The organism is Ruegeria sp. YTSA072, assembly GCF_059610285.1.
Window position 1 is genome coordinate 56007 of the sequence record NZ_JBXWNI010000002.1, and the last position, 18703, is coordinate 74709.

General features: G+C 56.9%; 17 protein-coding genes and 2 tRNA genes. 14 read left to right on the top strand and 5 right to left on the bottom strand.

The genetic code is table 11. The annotated features are described in order from the left end of the window. Position 1: 1 nt before the first annotated feature. The gene (locus AC2FIB_RS04470; protein WP_496734146.1) at positions 2 to 2398 is read right to left on the bottom strand and encodes an ATP-dependent helicase; all 2397 of its coding nucleotides are present in this window, start codon (positions 2396 to 2398) and stop codon (positions 2 to 4) included. Between the two features lie 181 nt (positions 2399 to 2579). On the opposite strand from AC2FIB_RS04470, the gene AC2FIB_RS04475 reads away from it, so the two are divergent. The 4 genes from AC2FIB_RS04475 (at position 2580) to AC2FIB_RS04490 (ending at position 9583) form a co-directional block, all read left to right on the top strand. Next, a complete protein-coding gene (locus AC2FIB_RS04475) occupies positions 2580 to 4364 on the top strand; it encodes a sensor domain-containing diguanylate cyclase (protein ID WP_496734144.1) in 1785 nt (594 codons plus the stop codon). 39 nt (positions 4365 to 4403) lie between these two features. After that, positions 4404 to 5561 (top strand): alpha-hydroxy acid oxidase, encoded by a 1158-nt coding sequence (locus AC2FIB_RS04480; RefSeq protein WP_496734143.1) that lies wholly within the window; start codon positions 4404 to 4406, stop codon positions 5559 to 5561. 124 nt (positions 5562 to 5685) lie between these two features. Then, positions 5686 to 9123, top strand: coding sequence for a pyruvate carboxylase (locus AC2FIB_RS04485; RefSeq protein ID WP_496734141.1), 3438 nt, complete (start codon positions 5686 to 5688; stop codon positions 9121 to 9123). A gap of 76 nt (positions 9124 to 9199) precedes the next feature. Then, entirely contained in the window at positions 9200 to 9583 is a 384-nt protein-coding gene (locus AC2FIB_RS04490; protein ID WP_496734140.1) for an MAPEG family protein, read from the top strand. Between the two features lie 15 nt (positions 9584 to 9598). Here AC2FIB_RS04490 and AC2FIB_RS04495 read toward each other — a convergent pair whose 3' ends face one another. Further along, positions 9599 to 9751 carry a hypothetical protein gene (locus AC2FIB_RS04495; RefSeq protein WP_496734138.1) on the bottom strand — a complete coding sequence of 51 codons (153 nt, stop codon included), beginning with the start codon at positions 9749 to 9751 and terminating at the stop codon, positions 9599 to 9601. 149 nt (positions 9752 to 9900) lie between these two features. Here AC2FIB_RS04495 and AC2FIB_RS04500 point away from each other — a divergent pair. The 4 genes from AC2FIB_RS04500 (at position 9901) to AC2FIB_RS04515 (ending at position 11695) form a co-directional block, all read left to right on the top strand. Next, positions 9901 to 9975, top strand: a tRNA-Gly gene (locus AC2FIB_RS04500). Between the two features lie 35 nt (positions 9976 to 10010). Then, positions 10011 to 10085, top strand: a tRNA-Gly gene (locus AC2FIB_RS04505). Positions 10086 to 10140: 55 nt separating this feature from the next. Beyond that, positions 10141 to 11037: a GNAT family N-acetyltransferase gene (locus tag AC2FIB_RS04510; protein ID WP_496734136.1), complete on the top strand. Its 897-nt coding sequence runs from the start codon at positions 10141 to 10143 to the stop codon at positions 11035 to 11037. A 55-nt stretch (positions 11038 to 11092) separates the two neighbouring features. Further along, entirely contained in the window at positions 11093 to 11695 is a 603-nt protein-coding gene (locus tag AC2FIB_RS04515) for a hypothetical protein (protein WP_496734135.1), read from the top strand. A gap of 1 nt (position 11696) precedes the next feature. On the opposite strand, the gene AC2FIB_RS04520 is transcribed toward AC2FIB_RS04515, so the two are convergent. After that, positions 11697 to 11936 (bottom strand): Lrp/AsnC family transcriptional regulator, encoded by a 240-nt coding sequence (locus tag AC2FIB_RS04520; RefSeq protein WP_058274459.1) that lies wholly within the window; start codon positions 11934 to 11936, stop codon positions 11697 to 11699. Positions 11937 to 12089: 153 nt separating this feature from the next. Here AC2FIB_RS04520 and hisB point away from each other — a divergent pair, with 153 nt between their 5' ends. Together hisB and hisH are read left to right on the top strand one after the other, a co-directional pair. After that, positions 12090 to 12677, top strand: a complete 588-nt coding sequence (gene hisB / locus AC2FIB_RS04525) for an imidazoleglycerol-phosphate dehydratase HisB (RefSeq protein WP_282151628.1) — start codon at positions 12090 to 12092, stop codon at positions 12675 to 12677. Beyond that, positions 12678 to 13316: an imidazole glycerol phosphate synthase subunit HisH gene (gene hisH / locus AC2FIB_RS04530; protein ID WP_282151629.1), complete on the top strand. Its 639-nt coding sequence runs from the start codon at positions 12678 to 12680 to the stop codon at positions 13314 to 13316. It abuts the gene before it with no gap. A 4-nt stretch (positions 13317 to 13320) separates the two neighbouring features. On the opposite strand, the gene AC2FIB_RS04535 is transcribed toward hisH, so the two are convergent. Next, positions 13321 to 13722 carry a DUF2147 domain-containing protein gene (locus tag AC2FIB_RS04535; protein WP_058274317.1) on the bottom strand — a complete coding sequence of 134 codons (402 nt, stop codon included), beginning with the start codon at positions 13720 to 13722 and terminating at the stop codon, positions 13321 to 13323. 134 nt (positions 13723 to 13856) lie between these two features. On the opposite strand from AC2FIB_RS04535, the gene hisA reads away from it, so the two are divergent. Beyond that, on the top strand, positions 13857 to 14576 hold the full coding sequence (gene hisA / locus AC2FIB_RS04540) for a 1-(5-phosphoribosyl)-5-[(5-phosphoribosylamino)methylideneamino]imidazole-4-carboxamide isomerase (protein ID WP_282151630.1): 720 nt from the start codon (positions 13857 to 13859) through the stop codon (positions 14574 to 14576). Here the strand turns inward: hisA and AC2FIB_RS04545 are convergent, their stop codons facing one another. Continuing rightward, the gene (locus AC2FIB_RS04545) at positions 14577 to 15023 is read right to left on the bottom strand and encodes a DUF302 domain-containing protein (protein WP_496734133.1); all 447 of its coding nucleotides are present in this window, start codon (positions 15021 to 15023) and stop codon (positions 14577 to 14579) included. Between the two features lie 417 nt (positions 15024 to 15440). On the opposite strand from AC2FIB_RS04545, the gene AC2FIB_RS04550 reads away from it, so the two are divergent. The 3 genes from AC2FIB_RS04550 to AC2FIB_RS04560 all read left to right on the top strand — a co-directional run bounded on the left by AC2FIB_RS04550 (position 15441) and on the right by AC2FIB_RS04560 (position 18680). Further along, positions 15441 to 17489: a spermidine synthase gene (locus AC2FIB_RS04550; protein ID WP_496734132.1), complete on the top strand. Its 2049-nt coding sequence runs from the start codon at positions 15441 to 15443 to the stop codon at positions 17487 to 17489. 115 nt (positions 17490 to 17604) lie between these two features. After that, a complete protein-coding gene (gene hisF, locus AC2FIB_RS04555; protein WP_496734130.1) occupies positions 17605 to 18366 on the top strand; it encodes an imidazole glycerol phosphate synthase subunit HisF in 762 nt (253 codons plus the stop codon). Then, entirely contained in the window at positions 18363 to 18680 is a 318-nt protein-coding gene (locus tag AC2FIB_RS04560) for a phosphoribosyl-ATP diphosphatase (RefSeq protein WP_496734128.1), read from the top strand. The genes hisF and AC2FIB_RS04560 overlap by 4 nt, the downstream gene beginning before the upstream one ends. The last annotated feature ends 23 nt before the right edge of the window (positions 18681 to 18703 follow it).

Genomic DNA, 18703 nt, shown 5'->3' on the forward strand with positions numbered 1-18703 from the left:
TTTAGAACGGGACATCATCCTTGGCGGACAGAAAGCGGGAAACCACTTTTTTCAATCCAGCTTTTTCGAAATCGACCTCAACCTTGTCGCCTTCGATGCCGATCACCGCGCCATAGCCGAATTTCTGATGAAACACGCGCTCACCAAGGGTGAAACTGGCGACCGCAGTCGCGTCAATCACCGTATTGCGGCTTTCGCGGGGTTGGGACGTTCCATACTGCCCTTGCCGAGCCTGCAACCGCCGCCAACCGGGGGAGTTATAGACATTGGCCTCGGCCGCACGGGTTTCGATACCGGCAGTCGGCTGACCACCCCCATACAGCCCCGGCGGTGTCAGAACTTCGACATGATCTTCGGGCAACTCGTCAATGAACCGCGACGGCATCGCGTTTTGCCATTGACCAAACACCCGACGATTGGCCGCAAAGGAAATCGTACAGATCTCTTCCGCGCGTGTGATGCCGACATAGGCCAGTCGCCGCTCCTCTTCGAGGCCCTTGATCCCGGATTCGTCCATCGACCTTTGTGACGGGAACAGCCCGTCTTCCCACCCCGGCAAAAACACGGCCGGAAACTCAAGCCCCTTTGCCGCGTGCAGCGTCATGATGGAAACCTTGGCCCCGTCACCCTCTTGCTCATTGTCCATGACCAGGCTGACATGCTCAAGAAACCCTTGCAGATTCTCAAAGTTGTCCAGCTGGTTGACCAATTCCTTGAGGTTTTCCAACCGACCCGGAGCTTCGGGTGTTTTTTCGTTCTGCCAGTGTGCCGTGTAGCCGGATTCGTCCAATATGATCTGTGCCAGTTCGATATGTGAGACCTCGGGCTCACCAAACCGCATCGGAGCGGAGCCGTCATCAATCACAGAATCATCATCGACTTCGATCCGGGGCCCGCGCGTCATCGCGTTCCAACGCGCCAACCCGTCGATCAACTCGCGTAGTGCTTTGCCGCCTTTGCCTTTGATCAGCCCATTATCGACAGCGATCCGGGCGCCATCGACCAGCGACACGCCATTTTCCCGCGCCGTCATCTGAATCGTCTGCTGCGCCTTGTCACCCAGCCCGCGTTTCGGAGTATTCACGATCCGCTCGAATGCCAGATCGTCACCGGGGCTGACCACCAGCCGGAAATAGGCCATCGCGTCACGGATCTCCATCCGCTCATAGAATCGCGGGCCGCCTATGACCTTGTAGGGCAGGCCGATGGTCAGAAAACGGTCCTCAAACGCGCGCATCTGATGGCTGGCCCGCACCAGAATCGCAATTTCATCCAGATTGAAGGGCCGCACCCCGCGCGTTCCCCCCTGCATCGCGTCGATCTCTTCACCGATCCAGCGGGCCTCTTCCTCGCCATCCCAATGACCGATCAGGCGGACCTTTTCTCCGTCCTGCGCATCGGTCCACAACTCCTTACCCAGCCGACTCTCATTGCCACGGATAACATTGGACGCAGCCGCCAGAATATGTGGGGTTGAACGATAATTTTGTTCCAGCCGGACAACATAAGCCCCGGGAAAATCTTTCTCGAACCGCAGGATGTTGCCCACTTCGGCCCCGCGCCAGCCATAAATTGACTGATCGTCGTCCCCTACGCAACAAATGTTCTTGTGCGCCCCGGCCAGCAGCCGCAGCCACAGGTATTGCGCGACGTTGGTATCCTGGTATTCATCCACAAGGATGTACCGGAACCAGCGCTGGTACTGCTCCAACACATCCTGATGGGTTTGGAAAATCGTGACCATGTGCAACAGCAGATCGCCGAAATCCACTGCGTTCAGCTCGCGCAGCCGGATTTGGTACTGAGCGTAGATCTCAATTCCCTTGTGGTTATAGGCGCCGGAATCGGCAGCAGGCACCTTGTCGGGCGTAAGCGCCCGGTTCTTCCAGTCATCAATGATTCCGGCCAACATGCGCGCAGGCCAGCGTTTGTCATCAATATTGGCCGCCTGAATCAGCTGTTTGAGCAGCCGCAGCTGGTCATCCGTATCTAGAATGGTGAAATTCGATTTCAGATCGACCAGTTCCGCATGCCGTCGCAGCAGCTTGACGCAGATCGAGTGGAATGTGCCCAGCCAAGGCATCCCTTCGGCCGGTTGCCCTAACAAACGGCCCACGCGGTTCTTCATCTCGCGCGCGGCCTTGTTGGTGAAAGTCACCGACAAGATCTCGTTCGGGCGCGCCCGCCCGGTACTAAGCAGATGCGCGATACGCGCGGTCAGTGCCTTGGTTTTGCCCGTACCTGCGCCTGCCAGCATCAGGACAGGCCCGTCCAAACGCTCGACCGCATCGCGCTGCGCGGGGTTCAGCTCGTCCAGATAAGGCATAGGGCGCGCGGCCATGGCGCGTGCGGACAAGGATGCGCCCTCGAAGGCGTCCATTTCGTCGAAACTGCTCATCTTTCTAAACTACGCTGGATGTTGGCCGAGGGAAAGGGTTTGTTCACGCCTTGTTCGCATAGATTTTGTTATTCCGTTACGATCAATTCTAATCAAGCGACTTGGACTGAGAACGATTTCATTAACCATCTGTAAAACACCCGCCGCGATGATCAGTAAATTGCTGTGGGAGCGCGAAGGTATGACTCAGGATAATCGGGGGGCCGTAAATCACCGGCTGAAATGGATCGGTATCAGCATGTTGCTGATTTCTCTGACAATTGGATGCGGCTGGGGAATTTACAAATTGCCTGCGCCGCTGGTCGACAGGATGCTAAAGGTCGACATTCTCAAGCAAGCCGAACTGTGGAAGCGCCGCGTCGTCTTGCATCTGGAGGACCCCGAGAGCGCGCTTAAGACCGGCGTGATTGATGCGCATGACGCAGAATTTCTGGCCGCGATGCCCGAAGCTTCTGATGTTTACCGCTTCAAATTGCTCGACTCGAATGGGCGTATCACCTGGTCGACTCGTCCGACAGAGGTGGGCAGTGTTGAAACCCGTGATTTCTTTCGCAGCGACGTTGCCAGAGGAATGCTTCACTACATTCAGGAAGTTGTTCCCCTGTCCGAGATCGACGGGCTTGATCTGCATACCGACAATATCCTGAACGCAGCGCAACATCATGTCGCCGAAGTCTTTATGCCGGTGGCCAAGAATGGGCGTTTCATCGGCGCAATTGAATTCTTTACTGATATCTCCGACTTGCGCACCACGTTCATCTCGCGGCTTAGGATTTCTTTGACCGTTCTAAGCGGCATCGCCTTGCTTGCGCTTATTGCTGTGTCCTTTGCCAGCTACAGGGCGAACCGCTTGCAATTGCAGGCCCTGCAAAAACAATCCGCCAAAGAACGTGATCTGATGGAAGATCAACTGCGCCTGGCCCGCGAAGTCCGATTACTGGGCGAATTGAACGAGTGGTTGCAATCCAGCAGGTCCTTGGACGAGCTGTTCGATATGGTCTCGCGCTTCATGACCCATATCCTACCCGAGGCTGAGGGCAGCGTTTACGTGTATTCCAACTCGCGCGACGTCCTGGATGGCTGTGCCAGTTGGAATGGCGGGACCCATAAGGCGCACATCCATCCTGAAGGGTGTTGGGGGCTTCGGCGTGGCCGAACCTATGAATACGGCGCGTCCGAGATCGACTTTGTCTGTGAACACGCCGAACCACATGACGGACGGCCCTATTTCTGCTTTCCAATTCTGGCGCATGGAGAGACGGTCGGCCTTCTGCACCTCCGCGCCCTTGAAGGGCCAGATGAGGCGTTTCACACGAGTAAAAAGCTAGCACAGCTCAGCGCTGAACAGATTAGCATGGCGATTGCCAATGTACGGATGCGCGATCAGTTGCACGACCAGTCCGTCCGGGACCCCTTGACCGGGCTGTTCAACCGGCGGCATATGCTTGAAACCCTGCGCAAATCAATCAACCGCAGCCAGCAAACCGGCGCACCGCTCAGCCTGATTGCCGTAGATGTGGATCATTTCAAGAAATTCAACGACACCCATGGGCATGATGCCGGTGACATGGTGTTGCGTGCAGTTGGTGCCGCTTTGGAACAGAGCTGCGACCGGGACGAGGTTGCCTGTCGCATCGGTGGCGAAGAATTCATGCTGATCCTGCCCGACAACACATCTGACGATGCGGTTACGCGTGCCGAACAATTGCGGCAAGCGGTCGAGGCCGTCTCGGTGCGCTACGGTGAGAAATCCCTACCCCGTATCACGATCTCGGTTGGGGTTTCGCATTATCCGGCGCATGGCACCATGCCACAGGATCTGATGCGCGCCGCCGATGATGCGCTATATAAGGCAAAGGATAAAGGTCGCAATCAAGTTCAGGTCGCCGGCAGCGAGGATGACACACGGCAGATTTCAAAGCTCAAAAAGCCAATAAAAGCCGTTAGCGGGCAATCAACGGCTTAAAATCCTTGCCGAATCGCACCTTAGGTCCGATCAATCCCCATGGACCTTCATAGTCGTTTTCCCGGCATCGCCGATCTGAAACACCGCGCCCAGCGCAGGATACCTCACTTTGTATGGGAGTATCTGGACAGCGGAACCGGGGTTGAGGCCACGCTGCGCCGCAATCGCAACGGTTTGGACCGCGTCGGTTTCCTGCCGTCGATCCTGCATGGACCATTGGAATTTGACACTTCGACCGAGTTCCTGGGTCAGACCTACCCATTACCGTTCGGCGTTGCCCCGATCGGTATGGCAGGCCTGATTTGGCCTGATGCCGAAGCTCATCTTGCCCGCGCTGCCGCAAGCGCCGGTCTGCCCTTTACCCTATCCAACGTTGCCTGCCAAAGCCCCGAGGACGTCGCGCCGCATCTGGGTGACAACGCGTGGTTTCAGCTTTATCCGCCAAAGGATCCGGACATTCGCAAGGACTTGCTGGATCGGGTTCGGAACGCTGGTTTTACGACGCTGGTGATGACGGCAGATGTCCCGGTTGCATCCCGGCGCGAGCGCCAAACACGTTCGGGTCTGACCAATCCACCGCGGTTGACGCCACGCCTTCTGGCCCAGATCGCGATGCGGCCGGAATGGGCGCTTGGAATAGCGCGCAGCGGGCCCCCGCGGATGCGGACACTGGACAAGTATACGGACGACTCCAGCAACTTGCCCCCGACGGCCCATGTTGGGTATTTGCTCCGCACGTCTCCGGACATGGACTATGTTCACTGGCTGCGCGATGCTTGGGATGGCCCGCTGATTGTGAAAGGCGTGCAGCGCCCTGAAGATGCCGAGCCATTGCAGCGGGCTGGCGTCGACGCCATCTGGATATCGAATCACGGCGGACGACAATTCGATGGTGCCCCCGCCGGAATCGACGCCTTGCCTGCAATCCGCGCGGCCACAGACCTGCCCCTGATCTTCGACAGTGGTATCGAAGGTGGTCTGGACATCTTGCGTGCCAAGGCCCTTGGGGCCGATTTTGTGATGCTGGGCCGTGGCTTCATGTATGGGCTGGCCGCCCTCGGTGCCAAAGGCCCTGCCCATGTCATCGACATTTTGCGGCAAGATATGCACGCGAATATGGGTCAAATGGGGGCTGAGTCGCTGAATCACCTGCCCCCAGTCGTGCCGCTTGCCGATGCTGCGGTGCAGCGTTATTAGATAAATAGCGCTAATAGGGGGCGTTTGCGAGCGTTAACATGCCGGTTCTACCCAGAACGACTGATATACGTGCGCGTATTGTCCGCCTATCAACACGGCCAAACAAGTAGGACCGGGACTCGACATGACTGAATTCACCAAGATCCTGATCGCCAACCGAGGCGAGATTGCCATTCGCGTTATGCGCGCCGCCAATGAGATGGGCAAACGCACCGTTGCCGTCTTTGCCGAAGAGGACAAGCTGGGCTTGCATCGGTTCAAAGCGGACGAAGCCTATCGCATTGGCGAAGGGATGGGGCCTGTTGCGGCCTACCTGAGCATCGATGAGATCATCCGCGTCGCTAAAGAATGTGGGGCAGATGCGATCCATCCCGGCTATGGCCTGCTGTCCGAGAACCCGGACTTTGTCGATGCCTGCGTGCAGAACGGCATCACCTTTATCGGCCCGAAGGCGGAAACCATGCGTGCCTTGGGTGACAAGGCCAGCGCGCGCCGCGTGGCCGTCGCGGCGGGTGTGCCTGTGATTCCGGCGACTGAGGTTCTGGGCGATGACATGGATGCGATCCGGGCCGAGGCAAAAGAAATCGGTTATCCCCTGATGCTCAAGGCGTCGTGGGGCGGTGGCGGGCGCGGTATGCGCCCGATCCTGTCCGAGGATGAACTGGAAGAGATGGTTCTGGAAGGCCGTCGCGAGGCCGAGGCCGCGTTCGGCAATGGCGAGGGTTATCTGGAAAAGATGATCATCCGCGCCCGCCATGTCGAGGTGCAGATTCTGGGCGACAAGCATGGTGAGATCTATCACCTGTATGAACGCGACTGCTCGGTCCAGAGACGGAACCAGAAGGTGGTCGAGCGCGCCCCCGCCCCATATCTGTCCGAAGAGCAGCGTGCCGAGATCTGCGAACTGGGTCGCAAGATTTGCGCCCATGTGAATTATGAATGCGCCGGCACTGTTGAATTCCTTATGGATATGGAAACCGGCAAGTTCTACTTCATCGAAGTTAACCCACGTGTTCAGGTGGAACACACCGTCACCGAAGAAGTCACCGGTATCGACATCGTTCAGGCGCAAATCCTGATTGCCGAAGGCAAAACTCTGGCCGAGGCCACCGGCGCAAACAGCCAGTCGGATGTGCACCTGACCGGCCACGCGCTGCAAACCCGGATCACCACCGAGGACCCGCAAAACAACTTCATTCCCGACTACGGTCGTATCACCGCCTATCGCTCGGCCACCGGAATGGGCATCCGTCTGGATGGCGGCACCGCTTATGCGGGGGGTGTGATCACGCGCTATTACGACTCGCTGTTGACCAAAGTGACCGCCAAGGCGCCGACACCCGAGGCTGCGATTGCCCGGATGGACCGCGCCCTGCGCGAGTTCCGCATTCGCGGCGTCAGCACCAATATCGACTTTGTCATCAACCTGCTGAAGCACCCGACTTTCCTGTCGAACGAGTATACGACCAAATTCATCGACACGACGCCGGACTTGTTCTCATTCAAGCGCCGCCGCGACCGGGGCACCAAGGTTTTGACCTATATCGCCGACATTACGGTGAACGGCCATCCCGAAACCAAAGACCGCCCCGAACCACGCGCCGATCTGAAAGACGCAAAGCCCCCGGCACCGAAGTCCGAACCGCAGATGGGCGCACGCAACCTGCTGGAACAAAAAGGCCCGCAAGCCGTTGCTGATTGGATGAAGGCGCAGCGCCAGCTTCTGATTACCGACACCACCATGCGCGACGGCCACCAGTCTTTGCTGGCGACCCGGATGCGGTCGATCGACATGATCAAGGTCGCGCCAACCTATGCAGCTAACCTGCCGCAGTTGTTCTCGGTCGAATGCTGGGGCGGTGCAACTTTCGACGTGGCCTATCGGTTCCTGCAAGAATGCCCTTGGCAGCGTCTGCGCGACCTCCGCGAAGCGATGCCGAACCTGATGACCCAGATGCTGTTGCGCGGTGCGAACGGGGTCGGCTACACCAATTACCCTGACAACGTTGTGCAAGAGTTCGTACGTCAGGCATCGCAGAACATCGATGTGTTCCGTGTGTTCGACTCGTTGAACTGGGTTGAGAATATGCGCGTCGCGATGGACGCCGTGGTTGAGAACGGTAAAATCTGTGAGGGCACCGTCTGTTACACCGGTGACATTCTGGACCCGGATCGCGCCAAGTATGACCTGAAATACTATGTCGGCATGGCGAAAGAACTGCGCGATGCGGGTGCTCATATACTTGGCCTCAAGGACATGGCGGGGCTATTGAAACCAGCCTCGGCGCGCATCTTGATCCGTGCACTGAAGGAGGAGGTGGGGCTACCGATCCACTTCCACACACACGACACAGCCGGCATCGCCAGCGCGACCATCCTGGCCGCATCCGAGGCAGGTGTGGACGCGGTGGATTGCGCGATGGACAGCTTTAGTGGCAACACATCGCAGGCGACGCTGGGCACCGTGGTCGAAGCACTGCGCCATACCGAGCGCGACACCGGGTTGGACATCAAGGCCATCCGTGAGATCAGCGACTATTTCGAAGCGGTTCGCGGCCAGTACGCAGCCTTCGAATCCAGTCTGCAGGCTCCGGCTTCTGAGGTTTACTTGCACGAGATGCCCGGCGGACAGTTCACCAACCTCAAGGCGCAGGCGCGTTCGCTGGGGCTGGAAGAACGTTGGCACGAGGTCGCTCAGATGTATGCTGACGTGAACCGGATGTTCGGTGACATCGTGAAGGTGACACCGTCATCCAAGGTGGTCGGTGACATGGCGCTGATGATGGTCAGCCAGAACATGACCCGTGAACAGGTCGAAGACCCGAATACGGATGTGGCCTTCCCCGACTCGGTGGTCGACATGATGCGCGGCAATCTGGGTCAACCTCCGGGCGGTTTCCCCGACACCATCGTCAAGAAGGTGCTCAAGGATGAAGCCCCCAACACCGATCGCCCCGGCAAAGACGTCCCAGCAGTCGACTTGGAGGCGACCCGTGCCGACCTGTCCAAACAGCTTGAGGGCAAAGAAGTCGATGATGAGGATCTGAACGGCTATCTCATGTATCCCAAGGTGTTCCTTGACTACATGGGGCGTCACCGGGCTTACGGACCTGTACGCACACTTCCCACGCGCACCTTCTTCTATGGCATGGAACCGGGCGAAGAGATCACCGCCGAGATCGACCCCGGCAAAACGCTGGAAATCCGCTGTCAGGCCATCGGTGAGACCGATGAAAAGGGCGAGGTCAAAGTGTTCTTTGAGCTCAACGGCCAACCGCGCGTGATCCGGGTTCCAAACCGTCTGGTGACCTCAACCACGCAGTCTCGCCCTAAGGCCGAGGCAGGCAACCCCAACCACATCGGCGCGCCGATGCCCGGCGTGGTGGCCACCGTTGCCGTGACCGCGGGCCAGGAGGTCAAGGAAGGCGACATGCTGCTGACCATCGAAGCGATGAAGATGGAAACCGGCATCCACGCCGAGCGCGATGCGACGGTCAAGGCCGTGCACGTTCAGCCGGGCAGCCAGATTGACGCAAAGGACCTACTGGTCGAACTGGAATAAACGACCTAACCTTTTCGGGAACAAGGGCCGTTCGGGGAACCGGGCGGCCCTTTTTTGATCCTGAAAGGAGCAGACCATGCTGTCCATCACCCCAGTCTATGCCGCATTGCTGGCACTTCTCTATGTCGCGCTCAGTGTGCGGGTCATCCTGCAGCGCCGCGGCGACAAGATTTCTTACGGCGATGGTGGCAACACCGACATGCTCAAAGTGATGCGCACGCATTCCAACTTTGCCGAATATGCACCGTTTGCCCTGTTGCTGATCGCCATGGTCGAGCTGCAGGGCGCCGGTGGCTGGCTGGTCAATTTGTTGGGCCTTGGCATTCTGGCCGGGCGCGTGCTGCATGCCTATGGGTTCGGCCGCAAACCGCAGATCGTGATTCTGCGCCAGATCGGCATGTTACTGACCTTTGCCGTGATTGTGGTTGCGGCGATTTCCAGCCTTTTGATGGCGCTGTGAACGGGATGGCGGGGATTACCCCGCCAAAACTTGCGTTTCGATTCGAGGGGATTCCGTAAAAATTGATTCGACATCGCCCATTCGATCCTCGCCTTTGCCAGACACCGCTGTAGCCAGCAAAATCATCGCCGCCAGGGCCGCCATCTTCCGATCCTTAGTATACGTCATTTTCGTCACCTCCACCGTTCTTATTCTTGGATGCTCTGGTTCTTGAACGGTTAAGAGGCGCGTTTCCGTCGCAAAGAATTTTCCTCTTTTTTGTTTTTTCCGCTTGAAGCCCTGCGTGGGAATTAATACACCCCTCCTCACTCAACGGCGCGGGCGTAGCTCAGGGGTAGAGCATAACCTTGCCAAGGTTAGGGTCGGGCGTTCGAATCGCCTCGCCCGCTCCATTGAGAGACCGAAAGGTCGAAAATATGTATCTGATGCGGGCGTAGCTCAGGGGTAGAGCATAACCTTGCCAAGGTTAGGGTCGGGCGTTCGAATCGCCTCGCCCGCTCCAGATACAAACCTCTCTGAACATGCTGGTTCTTTGTCTGATGTTGCGGCATTCTCGAATGGCACGCAATCACAACAGAGGTGCGCTGATGCCAGAATACGTTATTCGCGCTTTGACTGAAGACGAAGTTCAAACGGCCGTCGATTGGGCTGGTCGGGAAGGCTGGAACCCGGGGTTACACGACGCGGTCTGCTTTCGCGGTTCCGACCCCGAAGGGTTTAAGGGCGGGTTCCTGGATGGGCAGATGATCGCATCGGCCTCTGCTGTGAATTATGACAATAACTACTCGTTTTTAGGCTTTTATATCGTGCAACCCGAGTATCGCGGATCGGGATATGGGCTGCAGGTTGCCGAGGCGGTAAAGGCGCATTGCCAGCACCGGAACATGGGCATGGACGGGGTCGTCGAACAGCAGGACAATTATCGAAAATTCGGGTTCGAGCTGGCCTATGACAATTATCGTTTTTCGGGTACGGTTGGTGAAATTCTAGACCAGTTGGGCCGCTCCCTTCATGATCAGATCACACCCCTCAGCGCCCTGACGGATGAGCTGAAATCGTATGACCGGGGCTTGTTCCCTGCCCCGCGCGACACGTTTCTGCATGGCTGGCTGAACGCACCTAGTCATATCTCTCGCGTGTTTGAGGAAGACGGTCAGATCAAGGGCTATGCAACGCTGCGCCGGTGTCTGAGTGGGTACAAAGTTGGCCCCCTTTTTGCGGATCGCCCTGAGATCGCACAAGCCCTTTTGGTATCGCTGCTGACGACACTTCCCGCCGATCAGATGGATGCGGAGGTCTTCATCGACATGCCCAACCCCAACGCGCATGCTATGGCAATGGCGCAACAGTTGGGTTTGACCAAAGTCTTCGAAACAGGTCGCATGTATTCCAGCCACGCACCAAATATTGATCTGGACCGGATTTACGGCATCACAACATTCGAACTGGGGTAAATTTACCCCACACTCGACATTCCAAAAGCGCATTTACAAAAAGGAAATCTATAGAATGCCCAGCGATACCCAAAAGCGATTGCTGCTTGAGATGTTTGAGAATCTGCCGGGTGTGGTTTTCATGCTTTTGTTTCGGGCCACGGATGATATGCGATTGGCCGGGTGGATCGGCACGGTTCTGGCCGCCTCGGTTTGCGTTACCTATGTCAGGAAAACGCTGCGTCCACAGCCCATTTTACTTGGTATCAATCTCTTCATGGTGGCGATCACGCCACTGATCGAATGCCTGATCTTGCTTGGCTATCGCGACACGGCGACGATTTTGACCGGGAATATCGCGACCCTCGTTCTTATGAGTGTATTCTTAACGGGTGTCGTTTTAACCTTGTTCAGAACGAACGGATTCCTGAACTATCAGACCAACGAGACAAAACAGAAAAACACGCACTCTGCCGTTTTGCTGATTGTCTGCGCTTTCGGGGTGGTTTGGTCGCAATTGGCCGGAGAAAACTATCTGGTCTCGCTTGGCATTCCGCTGATGGTATTGTTCGGTGTGCATCAGTTGCTCCGGGCAGGAACAACTGATCAGCAGGCGCGCAATGGCGCGATTTTGGCATGTGCCGCGCCACAAGGTTCCGTGTCCGACGCTTCAGCCTGACTCAGAACGCCTTGAAGGTCATGGTGGTCAAAGACCGCTCAATATTCGGGATCACAAGCAGGTTTTCATTGATGAAATGACCGACATCGTCGGTTTCAGGGATGTAGAGCTTGAGCAGCAGGTCATATTCGCCGCTGGTCGAGTAAAGCTCGGAGTGAATCTCGCGTAGCGCGATCTCTTCGGCGACCTTATAGGTGGTGCCGGGTGTGCAGCGGATTTGAATGAAAACGCAGGTGGACATGTTTTGGACCTGTTGATTGAGTTTCCGGCAGGCTGGCATGGCACGTCACCGGGCGCAATCCCCTGCAACAGATTGCAGTGAAAGCAACGCTTGGTCTGGATAAGCCGACCAATCCCCGTCTATAAGCGCGCCTGTAGCAAAAGGAATTCGCCCATGCGCAGCGCAAAGATCAGCCGTCAAACCGCCGAGACCGAGATTTCGGTCGAGGTCAATCTTGACGGAACCGGCACCTATGACAACCAAACCGGTGTTGGGTTCTTCGATCACATGCTGGACCAACTTGCGCGCCATTCGCTGATCGACATGACGATCCGCGCCAAGGGTGATTACCACATCGACGACCACCACACGGTTGAGGATACCGGCATCGCGCTGGGTCAGGCGCTGACGCAGGCGTTGGGCGACAAGAAGGGCATCCGTCGTTACGGCGAGTGCCACCTGCCCATGGATGACGCGCAAGTACGCTGCGCTCTGGACCTGTCCGCGCGTCCATTTCTGATCTGGAACGTGGACCTGCCGACACCCAAGATCGGCAACTTTGACACCGAATTGGTGCGCGAGTTCTTTCAGGCGCTCAGCACCCATGGCGGCATCACGTTGCATATTGACCAATTGCACGGCTTCAACAGCCACCACATCGCCGAGGCCGCGTTTAAGGCCGTCGCGCGTGCGTTGCGTTTGGCGGTCGAAACCGATCCGCGCAAGGCGGACGCGATTCCGTCCACGAAGGGCGCGTTGTAGATGCTGACGGCCATTATCGACTACGAAAGTGGCAATCTGCACTCGGCCGAAAAGGCGTTTCAGCGCATGGCGCGCGAGATGGACGCGGGTGAAGTTGTCGTAACCTCGGACGCGGAGGTGGTTGCCCGCGCGGACCGGCTGGTTCTACCCGGTGACGGCGCTTTTCCCGCCTGCGCGAATGAGCTACGCGGGCACAAAGGCATCTACGACGCGATGGTCGAGGCCGTCGAACAGAAAGGCCGCCCCTTTCTGGGCATCTGCGTCGGCATGCAATTGATGGCCTCCAAGGGTCACGAATATCGCGAGACCGACGGTCTTGGCTGGATTGCAGGTGATGTGGTGCGGATCGAGCCGTCAGATAGTGCGCTGAAAGTACCGCATATGGGCTGGAACGATCTGGTTCTGGAAAACGAGCACCCGGTCTTTGCCGGGGTGCAATCAGGCGATCACACCTATTTCGTGCACTCCTACCATTTCCGTGTCACCGATCCGGCGCAGCGTCTGGCCTTTGTGGATTATGGGCAGGAGGTCACGGCCGTGATCGGCCGCGACACAATGGTTGGGATGCAGTTTCACCCTGAGAAAAGTCAGGATGTGGGCCTGCGGATGATCGGGAACTTCCTGACCTGGACGCCCTGAGCGGTTACTGAACCCGCGTCCAGTCCTGCCCGCGACACACGAGACCGCCTACAGCACAGCCTTTGACGGTCAGCTTGTTCTGGCTGTCCAGCGTCATTTTCGAGCTGTAGGTCTTGTCCCGGTCCGGGGCCCAGATCTTGCCGCCGCTATAGCTGCCGCCGCCATCGGGCACCATATCCCAGATGATCTGCTTGCCGAGGTTTTCATACGCCAGCTGCTCATTACCGTCTTTGTCAAAGGCGGTGTCGATGGTGCCACAAATCGCGCTGCCGCATTCCGAAATCGAAACGTGTAGATACCCACCGGTATCCCCGGGCTGAGTCTTCCAAAGACCGTCAACCGGATCGGCTGCAAAAGCAGCGCTGGCCAATACCGCAAACCCGGCTGCAAGTGTGAATGTTTTCATGATTTCCTCCCTTATTTCTGCTCAGTCTGGCCCGGCTGGGCAATTCCGGCAAGATTGACTTGGCGTCGCGTTGCATCCCCTGCCCCGCATGTGCGATATCCCGCGCGAACAAATCAGATATAGGGCCGCCTGACATGATCCTCTACCCCGCCATCGACCTCAAAGACGGACAGGCCGTACGCCTGCTGCGTGGTGAAATGGATAAGGCAACGGTGTTCAACGAAAACCCGGCGGCACAGGCCCGTGCTTTTGTCGAGGCAGGCTGTGAATGGCTTCACCTCGTCGATCTGAACGGCGCTTTCGCGGGTGAGCCGGTCAACGCCGCCCCGGTTGAAGCGATCCTGAGAGAATGCAACGTGCCCGCGCAGTTGGGCGGTGGCATTCGCGACATGTCCACGATTGAGACATGGATCGACAAAGGTCTGGCGCGCGTGATTCTGGGCACCGTGGCGGTCGAAAACCCCGATCTGGTGCGTGAAGCTGCCAAGGAATTTCCGGGCAAAGTTGCTGTTGGCATCGATGCGCGCGACGGCATGGTGGCCACTAAGGGCTGGGCCGAAGAGACCAACGTGAAGGTCACCGATCTGGCCCGCAGTTTCGAGGACGCAGGCGTTGCGGCCATCATCTATACCGACATTAATCGCGACGGAGCGATGCAGGGGCCGAACATCCGGGCAACGGCAGATTTGGCCCGCGCGGTGTCAATCCCGGTCATCGCCTCGGGTGGGGTCAGTTCGCTGGATGATCTGATCGCCCTGCGTGATTGTGGCGTGGCATTGGACGGCGCGATCTCGGGCCGGGCGCTTTATGATGGCGCGATTGACCTTTCCGAGGCCATTCGCGCCTTAAGCTGATCACTCGGCCGCAACCGAAGTCAGCTTTGCAAGCGCACCGCGCATCTTTTCGATGACAGGTGATTTCTCGACTTCGTCGAGCTCATCCATCGTCTCTTTCGGGTCCTCATAGGCCAGCCAGACCTGCCCGGTCTCGTCTTCGTATGCCTGCACTTTGAGCGGCAGGAAAAGCCCGGCACGTGGATCAATCTGCATCGCGGGTGTACCCAGTGCCGGGTTGCCAAAGATCAGAACCTGATTGGCGGGGATGGTCAGACCGACCTTTTCCGCACCAGCTGCATGATCGACGCGTGCAAAGATGGTCGCGCCCGCATTGCCAACGGCAGCTTCCAGCGCGTCCATCGCCTCTTGCACCGATTTGTTCGTGTTTACCTTGATGATGTCGTCAGCCATGGCAGACATCGCCCCTCCAAAAGTCAAAATTGTTGCCAGTATCAGATTTCGCATATCGGGTTTCCTTCTGTAAATTTCATCCAAATTGTCTCAGCTTTTCGCGAACTTGCAATCACATCTCCGGCATCGGCGAAGCCTTGCCGCGCACCCGAATCTCACAGCTGAGCAACCTGCGCAGACCGTCCCGCATTTGAGAACAATAACCCATTCTGACAGATATTTTACCAAGCTTAGCCCAAACTTGGTCTTATTTCGCCTGTAGCAGTTCGAAAAAGAACTCGAGCAGGGATTCCCACCGTGAGTATTGCGAGCACAGAGTATTCGAACAATTCTTGGTTCAGAATTGCGATCATATTCAGCTTTTGCACCACAGTTTTTGTCAGCGCTTCTCTATTGTTTTTTGTTCAGCCCCTGTTTGCCAAGCTGGTCTTGCCGCAAATTGGTGGCGCTCCTGCGGTTTGGACGACCGCTATGCTGTTCTTTCAGGTGGTTCTGATCGTTGGCTACATTTACGCCCATGTGTTGACGAAATGGATCCCCTTGCGCTGGCAGCTTGTGACTCACCTGGCACTTTGGGCGGCTGCACTGACATACCTGCCCCTCTCAATAAGCGACGGCTGGAGTTATGACGCATCCAGCTCGACCGCGCTGCAAACCCTTAAGTTGTTTGCCCTGGGTGTCGGCCTGCCATTTGCGGTTCTTTCCGCGAATGCGCCATTGCTTCAGGCGTGGTATTCACGGTCCGGTGGGCCTTCGGCAGACGACCCCTATTTCCTATACAGCGCAAGTAACGTCGGTTCCCTGCTGGCTCTTTTGGCTTTTCCTTTGCTGGCAGACCCCCTTCTGGGTGCCAGTGCGACCAGTAATATTTGGTCCATCGGGTTTGTCATCTTCGGTGGGTTAATGGCGATAAGTGGCCTTATTGCGCTGCGCGGATCTAGCAACGTCAATGCCCCAATCGCTACGAGTATCGCGAGTAGCACACCAAAGCTGAAACAGATTGCAATCTGGGTTGTGATCGCCTTTGTACCTTCTTCTCTGATGCTTTCTTTCACCACGAAAGCCAGCACGGATCTAGGCTCAATCCCGCTGATCTGGGTTATACCTCTGGCTACTTACATTCTGACCTTCATTTTCGCCTTTGCGAAATTGAAATGGTTAAGTGTCAAATTCCTGCACATTCCAATGATTTTGGCGCTGGTGACTGGTGTAGTCCTTTTGTCAAATCTTATAGACCATCATAGAACTCCCATCGTGTTTTTGCTGTACGTCCCCGTTCTGTTTGTAATCGCCCTCTATGCACACAGATTGCTATACGAAATGAGACCTGCGGCAGAGCAATTAACAGTGTTTTACATCGCCTTGTCAGTGGGCGGTGCATTCGGCGGATTGTTCAATTCCATTCTCGCCCCGTTGGTGTTTGCCCAGGAAGTCGAGGCGCACCTTACATTTATTTTGGCTGCTGGATTGCTCTTGATCGGAAAAGGCGCTGTTACCCCCAGGAACCTGGCATTTGGTCTGACCGTCAGCTACCCGATCCTTTTTTCCTTCGGTATGATCGATGGAATAGATCCACTTGGACAGGGCGCTTTGCGCGCGGTTGTCGCAACCGCGATGCTGTTGACCGCACTGATCCTTTTCCGCAATCAACCTGCACGTATCATTGCTATTATCGCAGCACTTATGTTGCCGGTTCTTTGGCCGCAAAAGGGCGCGCTGCTTCAGGATCGAAGCTTTTTTGGAACGCATAAAGTTTTTTCGGGGGCAGACCTCAGAATTTATCAAAACGGTACCACTCTGCATGGTTTGCAGTTGGAATCGGAATTTGGAAAAAAACCTACGCCGAAGTCCTATTACTATCCCAAAGGACCAATGGCTCAGGTTATAACGTCTGAATTCGGGCGCCAAGCCGACAGCATCGGTATTGTCGGCCTCGGAGTCGGTGCTCTGTCCTGCTACAAGCTACCATCGCAGGAATGGGCATTCTTTGAGATCGACGCCATGGTGGATAAGGTCGCGCGCGACGCATCCCTTTTCACCTATATCTCAGAATGCGCGCCGAACTCGCCAACGCATCTGGGTGACGCGCGCATCGTTCTGGCTCAGACAGATTATACATTCGATATTCTTGTTCTGGACGCATATAGCTCTGACGCCATCCCTTTGCATCTGACCACAGAAGAAGCTGTACAAATGTACACAGAGCGACTGGCTGACGATGGGGTTTTGGTCTTCCACATCACCAACCGCTACTACGATCTGGTCGGTCCACTTGCGCGGATTGCGAACAAGCTTGGTCTTCACATAGCGCACCAGTTTCATCAGGTCGAACCGGACGGTGACGAATATGGCGCACATAAATCGCACGTTGTGATCGTTAGTCCAGAACAAGCCAGGATCGACAGTTTTGTCCAGAACGGAAAATGGCAGCCCGAGGTTTCGGATGGAGGTGAGCCGTGGACGGACGACAAGGCCAATCTTCTGTCTGCGCTCAAATTGCTAAAGGACAACAAGCAATAGAACCGGCGCAAGATCTTAGCCAATGATTGACCCCGCCATTTTCCGCAACGCGCCCTAACGGTACTGGAAAAGGCGGGGTTTTGCCGATACAGGTGCGCCAACAAAGGACGCCGGTATGCTGAAAACCCGTATCATTCCCTGTCTGGATGTCGCCGATGGCCGTGTTGTCAAAGGTGTCAATTTCGTTGGCCTGCGTGACGCGGGCGATCCTGTAGAGTCGGCCAAAGCCTATGACGCAGCAGGCGCGGATGAGATCTGTTTTCTGGACATTCATGCCACCCATGAAAATCGTGGCACCATGTTCGATGTGGTTCAGCGCACGGCAGAACAATGCTTTGTTCCGCTAACGGTTGGCGGAGGCGTTCGTACCAAAGACGACGTGCGCGCGCTGTTGCTGGCGGGTGCCGACAAGGTCAGCTTCAATTCGGCCGCAGTCGCCAACCCCGATGTCATCGCCGAAGCTGCCGATCAGTTCGGCAGCCAGTGTATTGTCTGCGCCATCGACGCAAAAACAACCAGCCCGGGCAAGTGGGAGATCTTCACCCATGGCGGCCGCAAGCCAACAGGCATCGACGCGGTTGAGTTCGCCAAAACCGTTGTCGCCAAAGGCGCTGGAGAAATCCTGTTGACCTCGATGGACCGCGACGGGACCAAAGCCGGGTTCAACCTGCCCCTGACCCGGGCAATCTCGAACGCTGTGGACGTGCCGGTGATTGCTTCTGGCGGCGTAGGCAACCTGGATCATCTGGTCGAAGGTGTGACAGAAGGCGGGGCCAGTGCCGTGCTGGCCGCCTCGATCTTTCATTTCGGCGAATACACCATTCGCGAAGCCAAGGAACACATGGCAGCGGCTGGTATCCCCGTGAGGTTGACATGAGCATCCTGCACGAACTGGCCGCGACAATTGAGACCCGCAAGGGGGCCGAGCCCGACTCCAGTTGGACGGCAAAGCTACTGGCCAAGGGGCCAGAGAAATGTGCCGAGAAGTTTGGGGAAGAGGCTGTTGAGGCCATCATCGAAGCCGTCAAAGGCGACAAAGACAAGCTGACCGCCGAGGCTGCGGATGTCCTCTATCACCTGTTGGTCATGCTGGCCGCGCGGGACGTGGCGCTGGCTGACGTTTTGACCGAGTTGGCCCGCCGTCAGGGCACAAGCGGCATCGCGGAAAAGGCATCTCGCCCAAAGACCTAAGCGCGGGTTCCGTCCTGCCGCCC